The organism is Burkholderia sp. AU15512, from assembly GCF_002223325.1.
GTDB lineage: Bacteria > Pseudomonadota > Gammaproteobacteria > Burkholderiales > Burkholderiaceae > Burkholderia.
In genome coordinates this window covers 101,546-120,582 of record NZ_NKEX01000008.1, presented here as the reverse complement: position 1 = coordinate 120,582, position 19,037 = coordinate 101,546, and the positions used below count along the sequence as shown (strand labels likewise).

Below are 19,037 nucleotides of genomic sequence, written 5' to 3'. Positions count from 1 at the left end.
TCGACCGTTCATGGCGCACGCCACTTTCGTCGCGCCGGGCCGGGCTGACTGCCTCCCGCCAAGCCCGGCCCGCCGCACTTACATCATCTTGCCGCGCGACTTTTCGGCGCGCGCCGCGTCCGCCGCCGATTCGACCTTCTTCACTTCTTCCGGCGGCGGCAGCACCGCCTTGAAGCCCATCGACTGGATCCACATCTCGCGCGCCCAGCCCCGCGTGTGATACAGGTGATGATCCTCGTCGGCCTCGACCTCGTCGTGCGCGTCCTTCAGCGTCTTCGCGGCATCGCCCGACAGCTGGTCGGCCGCATAGCCGATCAGCTCCCAGTTCAGGTGATCCTTGGTCTCCGCGAGCACCACGCACTCGGCCGCGACGACCTGCGCGACCGCCGGGTCGGCCTGCTTCTGCGCCTGCTCGATCGTATGCACGAGCGCCTTGCCGATGGCCGACACCGCGCTGCGGCCGGGCGTCTGCGCGTCGGGATCCATGCCGAGCGTGTCGAACACCTTGCGCAGCACCTCCTGGTGATGCAGCGTCTCGCGGTGGTACTTCTCCCATTCCTTGTGCAGATCCTCGTCGGTCGCGCATTGCAGCGCGGCTTCGTAGATCTTCGCGCCGCCAAGCTCGGTTTCGTATGCCTGGCAGAGCAATTCGCGGATGCCTTCATGCTTCGGTTGCCGATGGGCCATGACTGACTCTCCAAAAAGACGGGCCGCACCCGCGGCCCGGGGTTGAACGGGCGCGCGTTACTGCGCGCCCACCTTGCGTTCGAGCGCCTGCGCCATGCTCAGGTGATGCCGCAGCGTCGGCAGCGTGGTGCTCGCGAACTCGCGCAATTGCGGATCCCGCCCGTTTCGCGCTTCGCCTTCGAACAGCGCGACGGCCTTGCGGTGCGCCTCCGGGCCGACCGCCGCGACGTACGCTGCGTCGAAGTCGCGACCGTGCTTGCCGCGCAGCGCCTCGACATCGGGATCCTGGATCTGCTCGACCTGCGGCTTCATGCCCTGGCGCGCGGCAATCTCGTTCAGGCGCGCATTCGCCTTGCCGTGATCGGCCACCATGCGCTGCGCGAACGCGCGCACGTCCGGCGACTGCGCCTGCCGCAGCGCGAGCTGGCTCGCCTGCACCTCGGCCTTGCCGGCGATGGCCGCCTTGTCGACGAATTCCGCGTCGCCGCCTTGCGGCGCTTTCGCGATCATCGCGTCGCCCGCGCCCGACGACGGGTTGATCACGCCGCCCGGCACCTGTGAATTCGATGCGGGCGGCTCGCTCGGCATCTGCGCGCGGGCGAGCCCGCCGGTGGCGAGCACGGCCGCGGCGCACGCCGCGATCGTCCAGTGGGGTCGTTTCATGTTCTTCCTCCTTGCATGGGGCGAGAGACGGCCGTCAGCCGCCGACGATCGAGCCGCCGTTCGGGTGCAGCGTCTGCCCGGTCATGTAGCTCGCGCCTTCCGACGCGAGCAGCACGTAGCAGCCGATCAGTTCGTCCGGCTGCCCCGGCCGCTTGAGCGGCACGTTCGCGCCGAACTTCGCGACCTGCTCGGCCGTGAACGTCGATGGAATCAGCGGCGTCCAGATCGGCCCGGGCGCGACCGCGTTGACGCGGATGTCGCGTTCGGCCAGCTCAGCCGACAGCGACCGCGTGAACGCGACGATCGCGCCCTTGGTCGCCGAGTAGTCGGGCAGCGTCGGATTGCCGTGATACGCGGTCACCGATGCGGTGTTGACGATGCGTCCGCCGTGCTTCATGTGCGGCAGCGCGGCCTGCGTGCAGAAGAACATGCCGTACACGTTCGTGCGGAACGTGCGTTCGAGCTGTTCCTCGGTCACGTCCTCGATGCCCGGGCGCGGATGCTGTTCGCCCGCGTTGTTCACGAGCACGTCGAGCCGCCCGAGCCGCTCGACCGTGCGCGCCACTGCATCGTGCGCCTGCCGTCGGTCGCCGACGTCGCACATGATCGCCTCGCAACGCCGCCCGGCCTGCTCGATCAACTGCTTCGTCTGCGCGGCGTCGTCGGACTCCTTCAGGTAGACGATCGCGACGTCGGCCCCTTCCTTCGCGAAGCCGATTGCAACCGCGCGGCCGATCCCGCTGTCGCCGCCCGTCACGAGCGCGACCTTGCCGGCGAGCTTGCCGCTGCCGACGTAGTCGGCCGCCGAGTCGCGCGGCTGCGGATGCATGTCGCGCTCGGTGCCCGGCTGGTGGTCCTGCTTCTGAGGCGGCGGAGTCTGTGCGGTAGTCATGGGTGCGTTCCTCCCTGAACGGTGTCGTCAAATGCTCGCAAGCGGCGTGCCGCACCGGGCAACGCCATCGTTGCGCGCGCAACGCTACAAACGGGCGTCAAAAATTCAGCGTGGATGGTCGCTCGATGCAGGCTCGCCGGGCCGGCGTACCGGATCGAAGTCGCGCCATTCGCCGTCCTGCCAGTCGCCCTCGACACGCTCGATCGACGACGCCCCGGTCGCGCGCAACACGTCTTCCGCGGTATTGGCGGTGTCCGGCGCCACGCGCACCGCGAGGATCACGCCCGATTCGCTCCGCGCGAGCGTGCCCTTGCCCTCGGCCTGCTCGCCGCGCATGCGGCCCAGCGCGCCGCCGAAGGCGCCGAGATACGCGCCGGCCAGCGCGGCGGCGGCCGGAACGAACCAGTAGCGCACGCCGATCGCATAGACGAGGAGCCCCACGACGATGCCGATCAGCACCCCGCGGATCGCGCCGATCATCGCGCCGCGCCCGCCCGGCTTCGCCGCCGTATCGGCATAGACGTCGCCGCCGATCGGAAAGCGCGCATGCTGTCCGTCCGGATTCAGGAAGAAGATCGATACGTCGTCCGAACCGAACGCGCGCTCGTAAAGGTGACGTGCCCCACCTTCCGCTTCGTCGAACGTCGTGAAGCGGCCCGCGACGATCATCGCCATGGTCGTGCTCCTCGTGACGGGGGTGGCGCCGCGTGCCACCGCACGCGACGCGACGGGGCGGCGCTCACATCAACCGCCCGAGTTCCTTCGATACCGACGCCGGCGTGCCGTATTCGCGATCGGGAATGCGGCGGAGCATGTCGATCACGCCGGGATCCGCATGCGAGCGTTCCGCGCACTCGACGACCGCCGCCTTGCTGGCCGGATAGTCCATGCCCTTCAACGCCTTCTGCACGTCGATCGGGCTCGGCGCCTTGCCATGGCCGCCCTGATGGCCGCCCTTGTCATGGTCCTGCTGCACGCGCTCGCCTTCGTGCGCGCGCGAGTGGCTGTATTCGTGGCCCGTATGCTGTCGGGATGTCATGAATCTCTCCTTGGGGATGAACGAAATCACGTCGACGCGCGGCGCGCACGCGCCAGCGCGGCGACCACCAGCGCCGCCGCACCGAGGGCGACCGCCCCCGCCACCTTCGGCCGCTGAACCACCGTGTTGTAGGCGCACCCGCGCAGCACGGGCCCGTCCATGCCTTCACGCTCGTGCAACGCATGGCGCGGCTCGTACAGTGCGTTGTCGTCGCGCGGGCGGGCCGGGCGATCCGTGCGCTGGCTGCGCCAGAACAGCCGGGCCGCGATGCGATCGAACAGGTGCGGCGCGTGATACGCGCTCGCCGACGTGAACTTCGCCGCGCCGCCCACGAACAGCGTGCGGCGCGGATGCGCGGCCGCGAACAGGATCGCGTCGGCCACCAGTTCCGGGTCGTAGATCGGCGGCGGCAGCTTCGCCTCGACGTTCATGTAGTTTTTCGCGTGCATCACGAACATCGTGTCGATCGCGGCCGGCTTGATCAACGTCACGGACACCGGCAGGTGGTCACCCTCCATCTCGAGCCGCAGCGAATCGGTAAAGCCCTTCACCGCATGCTTGGACGCCGCATACGCGCTCTGCAACGGCACCGGCGCGTCGGACGCCTCGCTGCCCATATTGATGATCGCGCCGCCGTGAAAATCGTCCTTGCGCCGGAAGTGGTCGGCCGCCACGAGCGAGCCGTGCACGACGCCCCAGTAGTTGGTGTCGAACAGCTTGCGCTGGTCGTCGAGCGGTACCGCGGAAGCCGGGCCGAAGATCGATACGCCGGCGTTGTTGATCCACGTGTCGAAGCCGCCGTAGGTCTCGACCGCCTTGGCGGCCGCGCGCTGCAGATCTTCGAGATTGCCCACGTCGCCCGCGACCGCCACCGCGAGATCGCCATGCTGGCGAAGCTCCTCGCACAACGTGTTGAGCGCGGCTTCGTTCCGCGCGAACAGCACCAGCTTCGCGCCGCGGCGCGCAGCCTTGCGCGCGGTGACGAGACCGATGCCGCTCGTCGCGCCGGTGATCACGATCGTCTGCTCGCCGACCGGTTTGAGCATGCATTGCATGACTGGACTCCTTGTGCGGCGCGGCCGCGGTCACTTGGCCCGGATCGTCAACTGATCGCGCACGTCCTGCACGCCGTCGACCTGTTTCACGACGCTGACGGCCTGCGTGCGCTGCGCCTCCTCGGGCACGCTGCCGGTGAGCGTCACGATGCCGCGCCGCGTCTTCACGTGGATGTCGCCGGACGACAGGCCGTTCGTCCCGACCAGCTCGGCCTTCGCCTTGGTCGTGATCGTGGCATCGCGAATTTTCGTGCCGGTCGTCGTATGCGACGACGACGTCGTTGACGTTGACGTGGACGCGGCACTGTCGTCGCCGGCGGCGAACGCATTCGGCGCGATCACCGCGCACGTCGTGGTGGCGGCGATCGCGATCGCCATGCCGGCGCGCATCGCGTTGCGACGACGGATCCTCAAGGAACGGACTTGCAGCGGGAATGCCTTCATCGTGACCTCCTTTCGTCGAGCCGGGATAGCCGGCGGGTGAGCGGGACAGCGCAAGTCGCGTGCCTCGGTGCCGGCGCGGTGCCGGTGCGCCGCCGCCGCGGGTTCGCCCGATCAGACGCCCTTTCATCCAACCCGTTGTAATTTTTTCGGTATCCCGACGGGAGTCGCCACGGGCAACGCACCGGGTATGCCGCTTGCCGAACCACCGGCAACGGCGGCCCATCCACGCGGCCCCGATACCGGGAGCAACACCATGCAAAGAATCGCGTTGATCAGTGAGCACGCATCGCCGCTGGGGGTGATCGGCGGCGTCGATGCCGGCGGGCAGAACATCTACGTCGCGAACGTCGCGAAGCAACTGGCCGAGCGCGGCCTCGACGTCGACGTCTATACGCGCTGCGACAATCCGCACCTGCCGGAAGTCGTGCCGATCGGCACGCACATGCGCGTGATCCACGTACCGGCCGGGCCACCGACCGACGTACCCAAGGAGCGGCTGCTGCCGTACATGGTCGCGTTCGCGGACGGCATGGTCGCGCGCATGCGGCGCGAGCCCGACCCGGTCGACGTGATGCACGCGAACTTCTTCATGTCGGGCGACGCGGCATTGCGCGTGAAGCGCCAGCTCGGCATCCCGCTCGTCACGACCTTCCATGCACTCGGCCGCGTGCGCCGGCTGCATCAGGGCGACGCCGATGGTTTCCCCGATGCGCGCTTCGCGATCGAGGACACGCTCGCGCGCCGTTCGGACCGCGTGATCGCCGAATGCCCGCAGGATGCGCTCGACCTGACGACGCACTATCGCGCCGACGCCGCGCGCATCGAGATCGTGCCGTGCGGCTTCGACGTGCGGGAACTCAGGCCGACGCCGCGCATCGACGCGCGCGCGCAGCTCGGCTGGCCGCAGGATGCCTTCGTCGTGCTGCAGCTCGGCCGCCTCGTGCCGCGCAAAGGCATCGACACGGTGATCGACGCGCTGGCCCGCATGCCGCGCGACCCGCGCCGGCCGACCCACCTCTATATCGTCGGCGGCAGCCAGGCCACGCCCGACCCGGCCCGCGACCCGGAACTCGCCCGCCTCGCCGGGCTGGCGCACGACCTGGGGATCGCCAATCGCGTGACCTTCGTCGGCCGGCGCGACCGCGACACGCTGCACCTGTACTACAGCGCGGCCGACGTGTTCGTCACGACCCCGTGGTACGAGCCGTTCGGCATCACGCCGGTCGAAGCCATGGCCTGCGCGACGCCGGTGATCGGCAGCCGCGTCGGCGGCATCCGCACGACGGTGGAAGACGGCAAGACCGGCTATCTCGTGCCGCCGCGCGATCCCGCCGCGCTGGCCGCGCGGCTCGTCGAGCTGCGCGCGCAACCCGAGCTGTGCGCGGCGCTGGGGCGCGCCGGCTACCTGCGTGCGCACCGGTTCTATACATGGCAAGGCGTGGCCGACCGGCTCGTCGACATCTATCGCGACGTCGCCCGGCCGCGCAGCGCCGGCGCGTCGGCCGGCACCGGTCGCCGCACGCCCGTGTCGATCACATCGGGCGCGCTCGCCCACCGCAAGGAGAACGCATGATGAAGGGCCATGATCGCAAACGCGTGCTCGTCGCCGGCGGCGCCGGCTTCCTCGGCTCGCATCTGTGCGAACGCCTCGTGTCGGACGGCCACGACGTGCTGTGCGTCGACAATTTCTACACGGGCGCGAAGGACAACATCGCGCATCTGCTCGACGCGCCGACTTTCGAACTGTTGCGGCACGACGTGACGTTTCCGCTCTATGTCGAGGTCGACGAGATCTACAACCTCGCGTGCCCGGCGTCGCCCGTCCACTACCAGCGCGACCCCGTCCAGACGACCAAGACGAGCGTGCACGGCGCGATCAACCTGCTCGGTCTCGCGAAGCGCGTGAAGGCGCGCATCCTGCAGGCGTCCACGAGCGAGGTGTACGGCGACCCCGACGTCCACCCGCAGCACGAGCACTATTGCGGCCGCGTGAACCCGGTCGGCCTGCGCGCCTGCTACGACGAAGGCAAGCGCTGCGCGGAAACGCTGTTCATGGACTATCACCGCCAGTACGGCGTCGACGTGCGGATCGCGCGCATCTTCAACACGTACGGCCCGCGCATGCATCCGGCCGACGGCCGCGTCGTGTCGAACTTCATCACGCAAGCGCTCGCCGACGCGCCGCTGACCGTCTACGGCGACGGCAAGCAGACGCGCTCGTTCTGTTACGTGGACGACATGGTCGACGCGCTGATCCGGCTGATGAATGAGCCGGGCGACGCGAGCGAGCCGGTCAATCTCGGCAGCGACGCCGAAATCGCGATGCTCGACATCGCGCGCGAGGTCGTGCGGATCGTCGGCGCGACGGTCGCGATCGAGTTCCGGCCGCTGCCGTCCGACGATCCGCGCCAGCGGCGGCCGAACCTCGAAGCCGCGCAGCGGCGCCTCGACTGGCGCGCGACCACGCCGCTCGCCACCGGGCTCGCGCGTACCGTCCGGTATTTCATTCATCGGCAGGCCGCGCTTCACCAACCGGGCGATCTCGTGCGCAGCACGCAGATCGCGTCGCACCTGCTCGCGCAGGCCGACATGCCGCGCCGCCCGGCACCGGCGCGGTGACGATGCCGGCGCGTCCGGCGCGCGCCGTCCGTCAGTCGTCGCGCTTCGTCACGAGCATGATCTTCTGCGCCAGTTCGCGCACGTCGACCGGCTTGCACAGATAGCCGTCGAAGCCGGCCTCGAGGGCTCGGCGCTCATCCGCCAGGCCCGCGTGCGCGGTGACGGCGAGCACGCGCAGGTTTCGCGTGTCACCGTTGCCGTTGCCGTTGCCGTTGCCGTTGCCGTCGCCGTTGCCATTGCCATTGCCGGCACCGCGCCGAAGCGCGTCGAGCAGCCAGAAGCCGTCTCCGTCCGGCATCGCGAGATCGGACAGCACGACGGTGGGCTGCAGGCCGGCGGCCATCGCGAGCGCTTCGCGGCCCGACGACGCGACCGTGACGGCCGCGCCGAACGTCGTCAGCGCGGCCGTCAGGCTCGCGCGCGTCGTCGCATCGTCGTCGACGATCAGGATCCGCTGCGTGGCGAGCCCGAGCGGCGCGTGACGGTCGCCCGCCTGCGCGAGCCCCCACGCCATCGCGCCGGCCGGCTGCCAGCCGGCCGGCAGCCTCACCGTAAACGTCGCGCCGAGATCGCGGCCCGCGCTTTCGGCCGTCACGGTGCCGCCGTGCAGCTCCGCGATGTGCCGCACGATCGACAGCCCGAGGCCGAGCCCGCGCCGCGACGACGCGGGCGATTCGTCCGCGCGACGGAACATGTCGAAGACGTACGGCACGAACTCGGGCGCGACCCCCTGCCCCGTATCGGTCACGGTCAACACCGCGTGCGTGTCGTTGCGCGCCAGCCCGACATGCACGCGGCCGCCGCCCGGCGTGAACTTGAGCGCGTTCGACACGAGGTTCGACAGCATCTGCCGCAACCGTTCGGCGTCGCCGGACACGATGAACGTGCTGGACCCGCAAGCGAATTCGAGCAGGACGCCGGCCGACGACGCGGCCGTCTGGAACGTGCCGACCGAGTCGGAGAACAGCCGCGCGAGGTCGACCGGCGCCGCGTCGAGCCGTAGCTTGCCGGTTGCGAGCGACGACGCATCGAGAATGTCGCCGACCATCCGCGTGAGCGAGCGCGCGCTGCGGTCGATCGCATCGATCGCCTGACGCTGCAGCGCGTGGTCGACCGAATTGCGCAGTACCTCGACCCAACCGTAGATCACGTTCAGCGGCGTGCGCAGTTCGTGCGACACCGTGGCCAGCAGTTCGTCCTTCAACCGGTTCGACGTATCGGCCTGGTCGCGCGCATCGCGCGCCCCCTGCAGCGACCGCTGCGCGCGCAGATCATGGCGGCGCCGCGCACCGGTCTCGTGCAGCGTCAGCGACAGCGCAATGGTCGCGACCGCGTCGCCGCGCAACCGGCGCGCCGACACGGTCGCACGAAACCGCCGGCCGTCGCGCCGGACACACAGCAGTTCGACGGGCCCGACCGCGTCGCTCAGGTCGTCGAACGATTCGGCGAGCGGGCTGCGCCGCAGCCAGCGCATCGCCACCAGGGTATCGAGCAAACGGCCGCGTGCGTCGTCTTCGTCGTAGCCGAAAATCCGCTGCGCGGCCGGGTTCCAGCTGACGATGCGGCCGTCGCCGTCGACGCCGACGATCGCGTCGGGCGATGCGTCGACGACCGCTTGCTGAAGACGCGACGCGTCGACCCGCGCGCGGTCCGCGCTGGCGTCGCGCACGATCATCACCGCGCCGTCGATGTTGCCGTGCGCGTCACCGAGCGGCGACGCGACCTCGACGACCGGTACCGGATCGCCGCCCTCCGTCGCCTGCAGCCAGTGCCGGTCGGAGGTCGCATGGGCGCCGCCGAGCGCGCGTTCGAGCGGGGTCGTCGGCACGCGGCGGCCCGCGTGGTCGACGATCCGCAGCACGTCGCGCGCGGGCCGCCCCGTCGCGTCTTCCGGCCGGCAGCCGACGAGCGCGGCCGCGGCCGCGTTGAGGTAGGTGAGCCGCCCGTTCGCATCGGCCGCGATCACACCGTGCGGCAGCGCCTGCAACACGGCTTCGAGCCGCTGCCGCGCGGCCGCCTCGCGCCGGCGCGCACGATCGTTCGTGAGCCGCGTCTGGCGCAGCATCGCCGCGAGCGCGCACACCAGCACGCCGACCAGCATGAACGTGCCGAGCTGGACGAGCCGAGCGGGCAACGGCTGCGTATAGGCCGCGGGATCCGAGAGGAACAACGTCCACACGAGTATGCCGCTGGCCACGGTCGACACGACACCGAACAGGAACGACGTCGCCCATGCCGCGGCCGCGAGCAGCGGGTAATACAGCACGAACGGCAGGTTCACGCCGCCGAAACGGATCGCGAGCGCCTGCAGCACGGTCGCGATCGCGACCAGCATCGCTGCCATCACGTAATTGCCGGCGCGCGGATGGGTCATTTCAATCATCGGACGCATTCCTGTCGCGCGCATCCGGGCGCCCTCGGGGCCACGACGGCCGGGCACGATGCCTGCTCGCCCGGCTGGCCATCCACCAGGGAGATCATCTCGTGACGCCTGCCCCGACACGCTGGCTCGTCGTCTCGCCGCATCTGGACGACGCCGTCTTCAGTTGCGGGCGCCTGCTTGCGGCAGCGCCCGGTTCGATCGTCGTCACCGTGTTCGCCGGGATTCCGCCGCGCGATGCGCCGGCGCCGCCGTGGGATCGCCGCGCAGGTTTCCAGCGCGCCGGCGAAGCCGTGCGCGCGCGCCGCGACGAAGACCGGCGCGCGCTCGCACGGCTCGACGCGCGGCCGGTCTGGCTCGACTTTCTCGACGATCAATACGGCACGCCCGCCGCATCGGCAGCGATTGCCGCGCGCGTGGCGCGGGAGATCGACGCCCACGCCGGGTTCGGCGTCCTCGCGCCGGCCGGCCTGTTCCACCGCGATCATCTGCACGTGCAGCAAGCCGCGTTGTCGCTGCTGGAGCGCGCACGCGCGTCGCCCGACGCGGCGCGCACGTGGCGCTTCTACGAGGACGTACCGTACCGCCGGATCGCGGGGCTGATGGCCCGGCGCGTGAGCGGCTGGCGCGAGCGCGGCTGGATCGCCCATCCGGCCGGCGCCCCGGCCTGCGACCGCGCGGAAGCCGTCGCCGCGAAAGCCGACGCGGTCGCCGCGTATGCGAGCCAGGTTGCGTTGTTCGATCCTCATATGCGCGCCGATCTCAAGGAACCCGAAACATACTGGCGGCTCGAATGCGACGTCACGTTCGCGTAACCCCCGCGCGCCACGTTGCGCCGCCGCCTGAACCGCGCGTGACCGCCATCGTGCTGACGTTCAGACGACCGGCCGGACTCGCGCACACGCTGGCCCGGCTCTCGTCGCTGCCCGACCGGCCCGTCATCGTCGTCGTCGACAATGCCGCGCAAGCCGACACCGCCGCGCTGATCCGCCACCGCTTTCCGCACGTCGTACTCGTGCAGGCGCCCGTCAATCTCGGCGCGGCCGGCCGCAATCTCGGCGTGGCCGTCGCCCGCACGCGCCACGTCGCGTTCTGCGACGACGACACATGGTGGGCGCCCGGTTCGATGGAGCAAGCGGCGGACCTGCTCGACGCGTATCCGCACGTCGCGGCGGTCACCGCACGCGTGCTCGTCGGCGCCGACCAGCGCGAAGACCCGACCTGTCGCCTGATGGCCGACAGCCCGCTCGACGCGCCCGTCACGCTGCCCGGCCGCCCGATCCTCGGCTTGCTGGCCGGCGCGACGGCGTTCCGGCGCGACGCGTTCATGCAGGCAGGCGGTTACCATCCGCGCTACTTTCTCGGCGGCGAGGAAGCGCTGCTCGCGCTCGACCTGTATCGCGCCGGCGGATGGCTCGTCTATGCGCCGCGCCTCACGGTTCACCATGACCCGTCGCAGCAGCGCGACGCGCGCACGCGCGCCCGCGTGACCACCCGCAACGCGGTATGGACCGCCTGGCTCAGGTGGCCGGCGCCGGCCGCGCTGCGGCACACCGTGCGGCTGCTGCCGCGCCTGTGGCGCGAGCGCATGCTCGCGCGCACGTTCGCGGGCCTGGCGTGGATCCTGCGTGAGCGCCGGACGATCCCGCCGCACGTGGAACGCATGCGCCGTCAGCTCGAGCGCGATGCGCGTCCGGATGCGTGCGACGGAGCATGAACGCGGCGGCGCCATCACGAATCCGGCTTTCCCGCATCGTCGTCCAGTTGCGCGAGCCGGTTATAGATCGTCTTCAGGCTGACGTCGAGCACCTCGGCCGCCTGCGCCTTCACGCCCCCGCATTGCGCGATCGTGCCGAGGATCAGCTTGCGGTCGACTTCCTCGAGCGGCGTGCCGAACGGCACCGTGACGCGATCGTCATGCGAATCGACCATGCTCGACAACTCGTCCATGATCGGCGGCGGCAGCGTATCGATCAGGTCCGTATCGCTGAAGATGCTCGCGCGCTGCACGAAGTTGCGCAGCTCGCGCACGTTGCCGGGCCACGCGTAAGTCTTCAGCGCGTCGCGCGCGGCGGGCGAGAAGCGCAATGAACGGCCGCTTTCCTCGTTGTAGCGCTGCAGGAACGCATCGGCCAGCATCGGGATGTCGTCGCCGCGCTCGCGCAGCGACGGCAGCGGGATCGGGAACACGTTGATCCGGTGGAACAGGTCGGGCCGCAGCTTGCCGTCGGCCATCGCGGCCTCCGGGTCGCGGTTGGTCGCCGCGACGATGCGCACGTCGACGTCGATCTCGCGCGTCGAGCCGAGCCGCGTGAGGCGTCCCGTCTCGAGCACGCGCAGCAGCTTGACCTGCGACTCGAGCGGCATCTCGGTGATCTCGTCGAGAAACAGCGTGCCGCCGTCCGCGCGTTCGAAGAAGCCCTTGTGCTGGCGCTCCGCGCCCGTGAAGCTGCCGCGGTCGTGGCCGAACATCTCGCTCTCGACGAGGTTCGCGGCGATCGCGCCGCAGTTCACCGCGAGGAACGGTCCGCGGCGGCGCAGGCTCAGGTCGTGCACGGTCTGCGCGGCCAGCTCCTTGCCGGTGCCCGATTCGCCCGTCAGCAGCACCGATGCCTCGGTGCGCGCCACGCGGCCGATCGCGTCGTAGACGGCCTGCATCGCGGGCGAGCTGCCGAGCATGCGGCCGAAGCGGCCGAGGCGCTGCAGTTCGGAGCGCAGTTCGGCAATCTCTTCATGCAGCGCGGTGGTGCGCGGCACGCGCGCGAAGATGCTGTTCAACCGCTGCATGTTCAGCGGCTTCACCAGGTAGTCGGTCGCGCCGCGCCGCAGTGCGTCGATCGCGGTTTCGAGGCTCGCGTGGCCGGTGGTCAGCACCATTTCGCAGTGCGCGCGCTTCGGCAATGCATCGAACAGGTCCATCCCGTTGCCGTCCGGCAGAACGAGATCGCACAGCACGAGATCGGGGGTATGCGTCGACACGAGCGTGCGCGCTTCCTCGAGCGTCGCGGCCGTATCGCAGGCAAGCTGCTGGGTGCGGGCGAGCGTCGCAAGCATGGTGCGTGTATCGGCATCGTCTTCGACGATCAGGACATAGGGCATCGAGGCTCCTCGTGAAGCGGCCCGACCCTGCATGGCCGGAACCGCGACGGACGCGCAGCGCACCGTCTCCGCCTCGTTTCGCGGCGGCACGCGCCGCGCTGCGCATGATCGGACGGGCGAGCGTTCCTGCCCGGGATGCAACGCTTAGCAGTATAGAAGAATGGTGTCGTGCAATCTCCGCCTATCGAATAAATCTATCCGGCCGCGCGGCCCGCATTGCAGATTCAATGTCTCATCGCCGGCATAACAGGTATTCTCGGTATAGGAAAACGGTGACGCATGCCACGTCATTTTTTCACCTGGTCTCGACGCATTCGGTCAAATCTTCCCACTCGATATCACACCATGTCGAAATCCGTCGATGACGGCATGCGGCTTTTCGGCCGCTCGCGTACGATCCAGACCCTGTTGCTGAAGGTGTCGCGTGTGGCCGTCACGCGCGTCGGCGTGCTGATCGTCGGCGAAAGCGGCGCGGGCAAGGACATCGTCGCGCGGCTCCTGCACGACATGAGCCCACGCCGTCGCGGGCCGTTCGTTCCCGTCAATTGCGGCGCGATTCCTCACGACATTGCGGAATCGCACCTGTTCGGTCACGAGAAAGGCAGTTTCACCGGCGCCGTCGCGCAGCATGTCGGCATGTTCGAGGCCGCGCGCGGCGGCACGCTGTTTCTCGACGAGATCGCCGAAATGCCGGCCGAGCTGCAGGTCAAGCTGCTGCGCACGCTCGAGTCGAACACGATCGTGCGGGTCGGCGGCCACGAATCGATCCCGCTCGACGTGCGGATCGTCGCCGCCACCCATCACGACCCGGTCGAGGCCGTGCGCAGCGGGCGGCTGCGCGAGGACCTGTTCTACCGGATCGCGACGGTCGCGCTGCACGTGCCCGCGCTCAGGCAGCGCGAGGACGACGTCGACGATATCGCGCTGCAGATCGTCGAGCGGCTGAATGCGCGGCACCGCACGAGAAAGCGGCTGTCCTTGCAGGCGATGAAGGCGTTGCGCGCCTATACGTGGCCCGGTAACGTGCGCGAGCTGCGCAATACGCTCGAGCGCGCGTTCATCCTCGCCGACGAGCAGATCGAGCTGCAGTTGCCGCGTCGTGCGCCGCCGCGCGACGAATGTCGTCACAACGCGATCACGCTGCATATCGGCACGACGCTCGCGCACACGCAGCAGCGCTTCATCGTCGCGTCGCTGCGGCATTTCAACGGCGACAAGCCGCGCACCGCAAAAGCGCTCGGCATCAGCCTGAAGACGCTGTACAACCGGCTCGCGCTCCTGCCCGAACATGAACGGGAGGCGTTTCGCGGAACCGGCACGTCGAACGTGCCGAACGTGCCGAACCCACCCGACGCACCGACGCCCTGAGCCCGCGCGACACGCGCGCGGCTCACGTCGCGACGTCGTGCAACGCCGCGTCCCAGTCGCGCACGAACCGCTCGATGCCGAAGCGCTCGCACGCGTCGCGTCGCGCGGCGGCGCCCCACTCGCGTGCGAGATCGGGATCGCGGATCAGCATGCGCATCGCATCGATCAGCACGGCCGGCCGCATATCGGCCATGCCGTTGCGTCCGCTCCGGACGAGCAGCGCCATCTCGGTCGTCGCGAGCGCGACGATCGGCATCCCGATCATCATCGCCTCGATCACCGCGAGCCCGAGGCTCGTATAGCGGATCGGATTGAAGAAGAACCGGTAGTGCGACAGGAAGTGCGGCAGCGCCGGGTTCGGCACCTCGCCGATCCCGCCGAGCTCGGCCGAGCCCATCCCGACCAGTTCGAGCGGCACGCTGTGACGCGCGGCCTCGAACAGGTCGGCGCCCAGCCGACGCCCCCGGCGCGCCAGGTTGTTCACGACCGTCACGCCTTTCGGCAACGTCCCGTGATACGCGACGTGGTCGGGCATCAGCACGCCATGCTCGATCACGCGCGTCGGCGTCACGCCGTTGTCCCACATCAGCGCGTTGAACGGCGTCACGTGCACCAGCAGCACGTTCGGATCCTGCACCGGATGCAGCGTATCGGTCGGATGCCCGCGCGGCGGATCGTGCTCGACGAACAGGGTCGGCAACGCACGCTGGTCGTCGCTCAGCAGCCGCAGGCGGTCGTGCTCGTAATGCTTCTGATGCTGGTACAGCACGCAGTCGAATGCGGTGTCGCGCACGCACTCCGCCGGCACCTCGTGCACGTTGTCGCCCCAAGGCAGGTGCCCGACGCGGCCCGCATAGCCGGGCGGATCGTGCGGCTTCGTCACGATGAAGAACTCGTGCGGCGCCTGCGACAGGTAATACAGGTAATTGCCATGCACGTGCCAGGTCAGCACGCGCAGCCGCTTACGTGACATGACGCCTCTCCTCCGCCAGCAGTTCGCCCGCCCGCTCGATCACGTCGCCGACGCCGATCGCCATCGCGCATTCGTGCCCATACGGGCACGTGTCGAACATGCACGGCCGGCACGCCGGATAGTTCGCGAGGACGCGATGACGCGCGCGGTCGAGCGGCGCCCAGCGGGCCGTGTCGCTGCCGCACGCGACGACCACGCTCGGCGTGCCGAGCGCCGCCGCGACGTGCGACACGCCCGTGTCGTTGCACAGCACCAGCCGTGCGCGTCCGATCAGCGCGGCCAGCGCGCCGAGCGGCGTGCGGCCGCACAGGTTCACGCAGGACCGCGCGAGATGCTCGGCGAACGCATCGGCCAGCGCCCGTTCCGCGCGCGTGCCGGTCAACACGATCTGCCAGCCGTCGTCCGCGAGCTGCCGTGCGGCGAGCGCGAAGCGCTCGACCGGCCAGCGCCGCGACGCCATCCGCGCACCGGGATGCACGATCACGTAGCGCCCCGGATCGAGCGCATGCTCGTCGCACAGCACGTGCCACAACGCGTAATCCAGCCCGCCGAGCGGGAATTCGAGGTAGTCGCCCCATGCCGCATAGCCGAGCGCGCGCATCAGCGCCAGGTAACGCGTGACTTCCGGCTCGTCGTCCCGCCACGCGAGCGTGTGGTCGAGCCGGGTCGCGCCACCGTCGGCCGGCACGAAGCCGGCCGTGCGCGTGGCCCCGAGCGACGCGACGATCGCGTTGGTGGTCGTGCCGCTGCCGTGCAGCTGGATCGCGAGGTCGAAATCCCGCGCGCGGCACTCGGCGATGAACGCTTCACGGGCGGCTGCGTCGGGCACCGGTTGTTCGCCGAGCCCCGGCGCACCGGGAAACCCGATGAAACCGTCGAGGTAGTCCGAGAAACGCGACGCAAACTCGCGCGCCCACGGCAGCCCGATCAGCGTGATCCGCGCGTCGGGTTCGCCGCGCCGCAGCGCGCGCAACGCGGGCACCGCGCACAGCATGTCGCCGAGCTGCAGCGCACGGAACACCGCGATGCGCGTCGGGCGCCGCACACGCTCGAAATCGGCAGGTTCGGTCGTCATAGGAACAAGACCCGGAAATGAAGCGCGCCGCGCATGCGCCAGTACAGCGACACGGGCGGAATCGCGATGGACGTGACGATCATCTCGGCCACGTGCGACGGCGTGAGCCGCGTGCCGCGCAGGCGCTTCACGCAGAACGCCGCGGTAATCACGATCCAGGCCGCCGCGCACGCCGCGCCCGGCGCCGGCCACCCGGCCGCGAAGCACACGATCGCGCCGAGCGCGGCGAGCACCGCCGCGTAGTAGTGCCACGGCGGCACCGGCCGGATATGGCGGCGGTAGGTCGCACGGTGCTTCTTGTACAGCAGCGCGTCGAAATAGACCTTCGACTGCTGGCCGATGCTCGCGCCCCAGCGCGCGGGGCGCACCGGATGAACGATGCACGCCGCGCCGGCGTCGACGATCGGCCCCGCGTGTTCGCGCAACGCGAACATCAGGTCCGCGTCCTCGCGCCAGGCGCGGGTGAAGCGTTCGTCGAAGCCGCCGACCCGTTCGAGCGCCACGCGCCGCACGAAACAGTTCGCGGTTGCGAATTCCGCATGCGCGAGGCCGGCCGCGTCGCGTTCGTAGTCGGTCGGGTGCGGCCGCAACGGCACGTCGATGCGGCCCGCGGCGGCGGACGCGGACGGTTCGGCCAGCAACGCGGCCGTGCCGTGGCGCAGCCACGCCGGATCGGGAATCGTGTCGTCGTCGGTGAACGCGATCAACGCGCCGCACGCGCTGCGCCAGCCGACGTTGCGCGCACCGGCCGGCCCTTGCGTGGCGGGCGCGGTCATGTAGCGGATCGCCGGCACGTCGGTCACGCGCGCACGGCACCGCTCGACGACGGGCCGCGCGCTGCCGGCGGCGTCGTCGTCGACCACGATGATCTCGTAGGCCGTCGGGTCGAACACCTGCACGCACAGCGCGTCGAGGCAGCGTTCGAGCAGGTCGGGCCGCCGGTAGGTCGGCACGACGACCGACACGACCGGCGGCCGTTGCGTGTCGCGCGCGTTCATCTCGGTTTCTCCAGCAGGAACGAACCGATCACGAGCGCGTCGAGCGGCGACGTCCAGAAGCATTCGAGCGCATCGCGCGGCGTGCAGACGATCGGCTCGCCGCGTGTATTGAACGACGTGTTGACGAGCACCGGCACGCCGGTGAGCGCGTCGAACTCGGTCAGCAACGCGTGCAGCAGCGGATGCTGCGCTTCGTCGACGGTCTGCACGCGCGCGGTGCCGTCGATATGGCGCACGGCCGGAATCGTCGCTTCGGCGCCGGGCGCGACGTCGTACACGAACAGCATGAACGGCGCGCGCAGCGGCGTGCGCCGTCCGCCGCGGAACCAGTGATGCGCCTTGCTTTCGAGCACGACCGGCGCGACCGGCCGAAAGTCCTCGCGATCCTTGATCTTGTTGAGCTTGCGCTGCATGTCCGGATCGGTCGGCGACGCGAGGATCGAGCGTGCGCCGAGCGCGCGCGGGCCGAACTCCATGCGCCCCTGGAACCAGCCGATCACGCGGTTCGCCGCGAGCAGCGCGGCCGTTTGCGCGGCGACGTCGGCCAGCCGCCGGTACGGCAGTTGCGCGTCCTTCAGGAACGCCTCGATCGCGTCGTCACCGTATGACGGCCCGAGATACGCATGCTCCATCCGCCATGCACCGCGCTCGCCGCGCATCCGGAAGTCGGTCCACAGCGCCGCGCCGAGCGCGGTGCCGGCGTCACCGGCGGCCGGCTGCACCCACACGTCGTCGAACGGGCCGCGATCGCGGATCTTCGCGTTCATCACGCAGTTCAGCGCGACCCCGCCCGCCATCGCGAGCTGCCGCTCGCCGGTGCCGGCGGCCAGCCAGTCGACCGCCTGCAACGCCGTTTCTTCCAGCACCAGCTGCAACGCGTGCGCGATGTCGCAGTGATGCGGCTCGATCGGGCCGCCGCGTTCGCGCGGCGGGCCGAACATCGCAACGAGATCGCCGTCGAGGATCGCGTAGCGTCCGTCGCCGTCGTAGCGCACCAGCTTGCGCATCGCGTCGGCGAACACCGGCTTGCCGTACGACGCGAGCGCCATCACCTTGTACTCGTCGGACGAGTGCAGGAAGCCGAGGTAGCGCGTCACGCGTTCGTACAGCAACCCGAGCGAATGCGGCAGGTTGACCTGGCCGAGCCGCCGGTACGACCGGCCGTCGAACGCGCCGTAGCTCGTCGTCGCACGCTCGCCGCGCCCGTCCATCGTCATCACCGCGCAGCGCGCGAAAGGCGCCGCGAGAAACGCGCTCGCCTCGTGCGCGAGATGGTGCTCGACGAAATGCCAGCGGAACGGCCCGTCGTGCGTGACACCGCGAAAACGCCGCTGCAGGTGGTGCGGCGCGCCGCCCGCGAGCTGGCGCGGCGCGTTCACGATCGACGACAGGAACAGCGGATGCCATGGCGACGCGCCGCCGTTGCGCGGCGCGTGGGCCGACGGCGAAAGCGGCAAGGTCAGCGACGGCTCGGCCGTGTCGCGGTCGAGCTCGAACCACGGATCGTACGAATACGCGACGTGGTCGACGTCCGCGAGCACGATGCCGGCCTCCGCTAGACAGTAGTCGATCGCATGGTAGGGCAGCTCCCAGGTCGAGAACGGTACCGGGCGCTTCGCGTGCTTCACGTGCGTGAAGCGTTCGTCCTCGGCGGCCGCGATCACGACGCCGTCGCGCACGAGGCACGCGGCACTGTCGTGAAAGGCGGCATTGATGCCGAGCGTATGGATCGGTTCGGGCATGCG

18 protein-coding genes are annotated in these 19,037 nt (G+C 69.9%); 5 read left to right on the top strand and 13 right to left on the bottom strand.

Annotation, left to right across the window (positions count from 1 at the left end; all coding sequences use genetic code 11):
• Positions 1 to 78: 78 nt before the first annotated feature.
• The 7 genes from CFB43_RS32845 to CFB43_RS32815 form a co-directional block, all read right to left on the bottom strand.
• Positions 79 to 687 (bottom strand): DUF892 family protein, encoded by a 609-nt coding sequence (locus CFB43_RS32845; RefSeq protein WP_089498315.1) that lies wholly within the window; start codon positions 685 to 687, stop codon positions 79 to 81.
• Between the two features lie 57 nt (positions 688 to 744).
• Positions 745 to 1,350, bottom strand: coding sequence for a DUF4142 domain-containing protein (locus CFB43_RS32840; protein ID WP_089498314.1), 606 nt, complete (start codon positions 1,348 to 1,350; stop codon positions 745 to 747).
• Between the two features lie 34 nt (positions 1,351 to 1,384).
• On the bottom strand, positions 1,385 to 2,242 hold the full coding sequence (locus tag CFB43_RS32835; RefSeq protein ID WP_089459844.1) for an SDR family oxidoreductase: 858 nt from the start codon (positions 2,240 to 2,242) through the stop codon (positions 1,385 to 1,387).
• Between the two features lie 105 nt (positions 2,243 to 2,347).
• Positions 2,348 to 2,917 carry a hypothetical protein gene (locus CFB43_RS32830; RefSeq protein ID WP_089498313.1) on the bottom strand — a complete coding sequence of 190 codons (570 nt, stop codon included), beginning with the start codon at positions 2,915 to 2,917 and terminating at the stop codon, positions 2,348 to 2,350.
• A 64-nt stretch (positions 2,918 to 2,981) separates the two neighbouring features.
• Entirely contained in the window at positions 2,982 to 3,281 is a 300-nt protein-coding gene (locus tag CFB43_RS32825; RefSeq protein ID WP_069250315.1) for a DUF2795 domain-containing protein, read from the bottom strand.
• Between the two features lie 26 nt (positions 3,282 to 3,307).
• Positions 3,308 to 4,336 carry an SDR family oxidoreductase gene (locus tag CFB43_RS32820; protein WP_089498312.1) on the bottom strand — a complete coding sequence of 343 codons (1,029 nt, stop codon included), beginning with the start codon at positions 4,334 to 4,336 and terminating at the stop codon, positions 3,308 to 3,310.
• Between the two features lie 30 nt (positions 4,337 to 4,366).
• Entirely contained in the window at positions 4,367 to 4,780 is a 414-nt protein-coding gene (locus CFB43_RS32815) for a BON domain-containing protein (RefSeq protein WP_089498311.1), read from the bottom strand.
• A 253-nt stretch (positions 4,781 to 5,033) separates the two neighbouring features.
• Here CFB43_RS32815 and CFB43_RS32810 point away from each other — a divergent pair, with 253 nt between their 5' ends.
• Together CFB43_RS32810 and CFB43_RS32805 are read left to right on the top strand one after the other, a co-directional pair.
• A complete protein-coding gene (locus CFB43_RS32810) occupies positions 5,034 to 6,353 on the top strand; it encodes a glycosyltransferase family 4 protein (RefSeq protein WP_089498310.1) in 1,320 nt (439 codons plus the stop codon).
• Complete coding sequence (locus CFB43_RS32805; protein ID WP_089499033.1) at positions 6,353 to 7,399, top strand: UDP-glucuronic acid decarboxylase family protein; 1,047 nt, start codon at positions 6,353 to 6,355, stop codon at positions 7,397 to 7,399. The genes CFB43_RS32810 and CFB43_RS32805 overlap by 1 nt, the downstream gene beginning before the upstream one ends.
• A 31-nt stretch (positions 7,400 to 7,430) precedes the next feature.
• On the opposite strand, the gene CFB43_RS32800 is transcribed toward CFB43_RS32805, so the two are convergent.
• A complete protein-coding gene (locus CFB43_RS32800) occupies positions 7,431 to 9,782 on the bottom strand; it encodes a hybrid sensor histidine kinase/response regulator (protein ID WP_089498309.1) in 2,352 nt (783 codons plus the stop codon).
• Positions 9,783 to 9,883: 101 nt separating this feature from the next.
• Between CFB43_RS32800 and CFB43_RS32795 the strand changes: the two genes are divergently transcribed.
• Together CFB43_RS32795 and CFB43_RS32790 are read left to right on the top strand one after the other, a co-directional pair.
• Positions 9,884 to 10,594: a PIG-L family deacetylase gene (locus tag CFB43_RS32795; protein ID WP_089498308.1), complete on the top strand. Its 711-nt coding sequence runs from the start codon at positions 9,884 to 9,886 to the stop codon at positions 10,592 to 10,594.
• Entirely contained in the window at positions 10,573 to 11,496 is a 924-nt protein-coding gene (locus CFB43_RS32790; protein WP_089498307.1) for a glycosyltransferase family 2 protein, read from the top strand. The genes CFB43_RS32795 and CFB43_RS32790 overlap by 22 nt, the downstream gene beginning before the upstream one ends.
• 14 nt (positions 11,497 to 11,510) lie before the next feature.
• Here CFB43_RS32790 and CFB43_RS32785 read toward each other — a convergent pair whose 3' ends face one another.
• Positions 11,511 to 12,878 carry a sigma-54-dependent transcriptional regulator gene (locus CFB43_RS32785; protein WP_089498306.1) on the bottom strand — a complete coding sequence of 456 codons (1,368 nt, stop codon included), beginning with the start codon at positions 12,876 to 12,878 and terminating at the stop codon, positions 11,511 to 11,513.
• 345 nt (positions 12,879 to 13,223) lie between these two features.
• Between CFB43_RS32785 and CFB43_RS32780 the strand changes: the two genes are divergently transcribed.
• On the top strand, positions 13,224 to 14,246 hold the full coding sequence (locus tag CFB43_RS32780; RefSeq protein ID WP_256990166.1) for a sigma-54 interaction domain-containing protein: 1,023 nt from the start codon (positions 13,224 to 13,226) through the stop codon (positions 14,244 to 14,246).
• A gap of 22 nt (positions 14,247 to 14,268) precedes the next feature.
• Here CFB43_RS32780 and CFB43_RS32775 read toward each other — a convergent pair whose 3' ends face one another.
• From CFB43_RS32775 to CFB43_RS32760, 4 genes are read right to left on the bottom strand one after another with little or no spacing between them, the layout of a single operon-like run.
• The gene (locus CFB43_RS32775; RefSeq protein WP_089498305.1) at positions 14,269 to 15,219 is read right to left on the bottom strand and encodes a glycosyltransferase; all 951 of its coding nucleotides are present in this window, start codon (positions 15,217 to 15,219) and stop codon (positions 14,269 to 14,271) included.
• Complete coding sequence (locus CFB43_RS32770) at positions 15,209 to 16,294, bottom strand: glycosyltransferase family 9 protein (protein WP_089498304.1); 1,086 nt, start codon at positions 16,292 to 16,294, stop codon at positions 15,209 to 15,211. Before CFB43_RS32770 ends, CFB43_RS32775 begins: the two co-directional genes overlap by 11 nt.
• Positions 16,291 to 17,292, bottom strand: coding sequence for a glycosyltransferase family 2 protein (locus CFB43_RS32765; RefSeq protein ID WP_089498303.1), 1,002 nt, complete (start codon positions 17,290 to 17,292; stop codon positions 16,291 to 16,293). Before CFB43_RS32765 ends, CFB43_RS32770 begins: the two co-directional genes overlap by 4 nt.
• On the bottom strand, positions 17,289 to 19,034 hold the full coding sequence (locus tag CFB43_RS32760; RefSeq protein ID WP_089498302.1) for a carbamoyltransferase family protein: 1,746 nt from the start codon (positions 19,032 to 19,034) through the stop codon (positions 17,289 to 17,291). Before CFB43_RS32760 ends, CFB43_RS32765 begins: the two co-directional genes overlap by 4 nt.
• Positions 19,035 to 19,037 lie beyond the last annotated feature (3 nt).

Excerpts from the sequence above, each read along its gene's own strand:
- CFB43_RS32845 (WP_089498315.1), bottom strand. The coding sequence starts at position 687 with ATGGCCCATCGGCAACCGAAGCATGAAGGCATCCGCGAATTGCTCTGC.
- CFB43_RS32840 (WP_089498314.1), bottom strand. The coding sequence starts at position 1,350 with ATGAAACGACCCCACTGGACGATCGCGGCGTGCGCCGCGGCCGTGCTC.
- CFB43_RS32835 (WP_089459844.1), bottom strand. The coding sequence starts at position 2,242 with ATGACTACCGCACAGACTCCGCCGCCTCAGAAGCAGGACCACCAGCCG.
- CFB43_RS32830 (WP_089498313.1), bottom strand. The coding sequence starts at position 2,917 with ATGGCGATGATCGTCGCGGGCCGCTTCACGACGTTCGACGAAGCGGAA.
- CFB43_RS32825 (WP_069250315.1), bottom strand. The coding sequence starts at position 3,281 with ATGACATCCCGACAGCATACGGGCCACGAATACAGCCACTCGCGCGCG.
- CFB43_RS32820 (WP_089498312.1), bottom strand. The coding sequence starts at position 4,336 with ATGCAATGCATGCTCAAACCGGTCGGCGAGCAGACGATCGTGATCACC.
- CFB43_RS32815 (WP_089498311.1), bottom strand. The coding sequence starts at position 4,780 with ATGAAGGCATTCCCGCTGCAAGTCCGTTCCTTGAGGATCCGTCGTCGC.
- CFB43_RS32810 (WP_089498310.1), top strand. The coding sequence starts at position 5,034 with ATGCAAAGAATCGCGTTGATCAGTGAGCACGCATCGCCGCTGGGGGTG.
- CFB43_RS32805 (WP_089499033.1), top strand. The coding sequence starts at position 6,353 with ATGAAGGGCCATGATCGCAAACGCGTGCTCGTCGCCGGCGGCGCCGGC.
- CFB43_RS32800 (WP_089498309.1), bottom strand. The coding sequence starts at position 9,782 with ATGATTGAAATGACCCATCCGCGCGCCGGCAATTACGTGATGGCAGCG.
- CFB43_RS32790 (WP_089498307.1), top strand. The coding sequence starts at position 10,573 with ATGCGACGTCACGTTCGCGTAACCCCCGCGCGCCACGTTGCGCCGCCG.
- CFB43_RS32785 (WP_089498306.1), bottom strand. The coding sequence starts at position 12,878 with ATGCCCTATGTCCTGATCGTCGAAGACGATGCCGATACACGCACCATG.
- CFB43_RS32780 (WP_256990166.1), top strand. The coding sequence starts at position 13,224 with ATGTCGAAATCCGTCGATGACGGCATGCGGCTTTTCGGCCGCTCGCGT.
- CFB43_RS32775 (WP_089498305.1), bottom strand. The coding sequence starts at position 15,219 with ATGTCACGTAAGCGGCTGCGCGTGCTGACCTGGCACGTGCATGGCAAT.
- CFB43_RS32770 (WP_089498304.1), bottom strand. The coding sequence starts at position 16,294 with ATGACGACCGAACCTGCCGATTTCGAGCGTGTGCGGCGCCCGACGCGC.
- CFB43_RS32765 (WP_089498303.1), bottom strand. The coding sequence starts at position 17,292 with ATGAACGCGCGCGACACGCAACGGCCGCCGGTCGTGTCGGTCGTCGTG.
- CFB43_RS32760 (WP_089498302.1), bottom strand. The coding sequence starts at position 19,034 with ATGCCCGAACCGATCCATACGCTCGGCATCAATGCCGCCTTTCACGAC.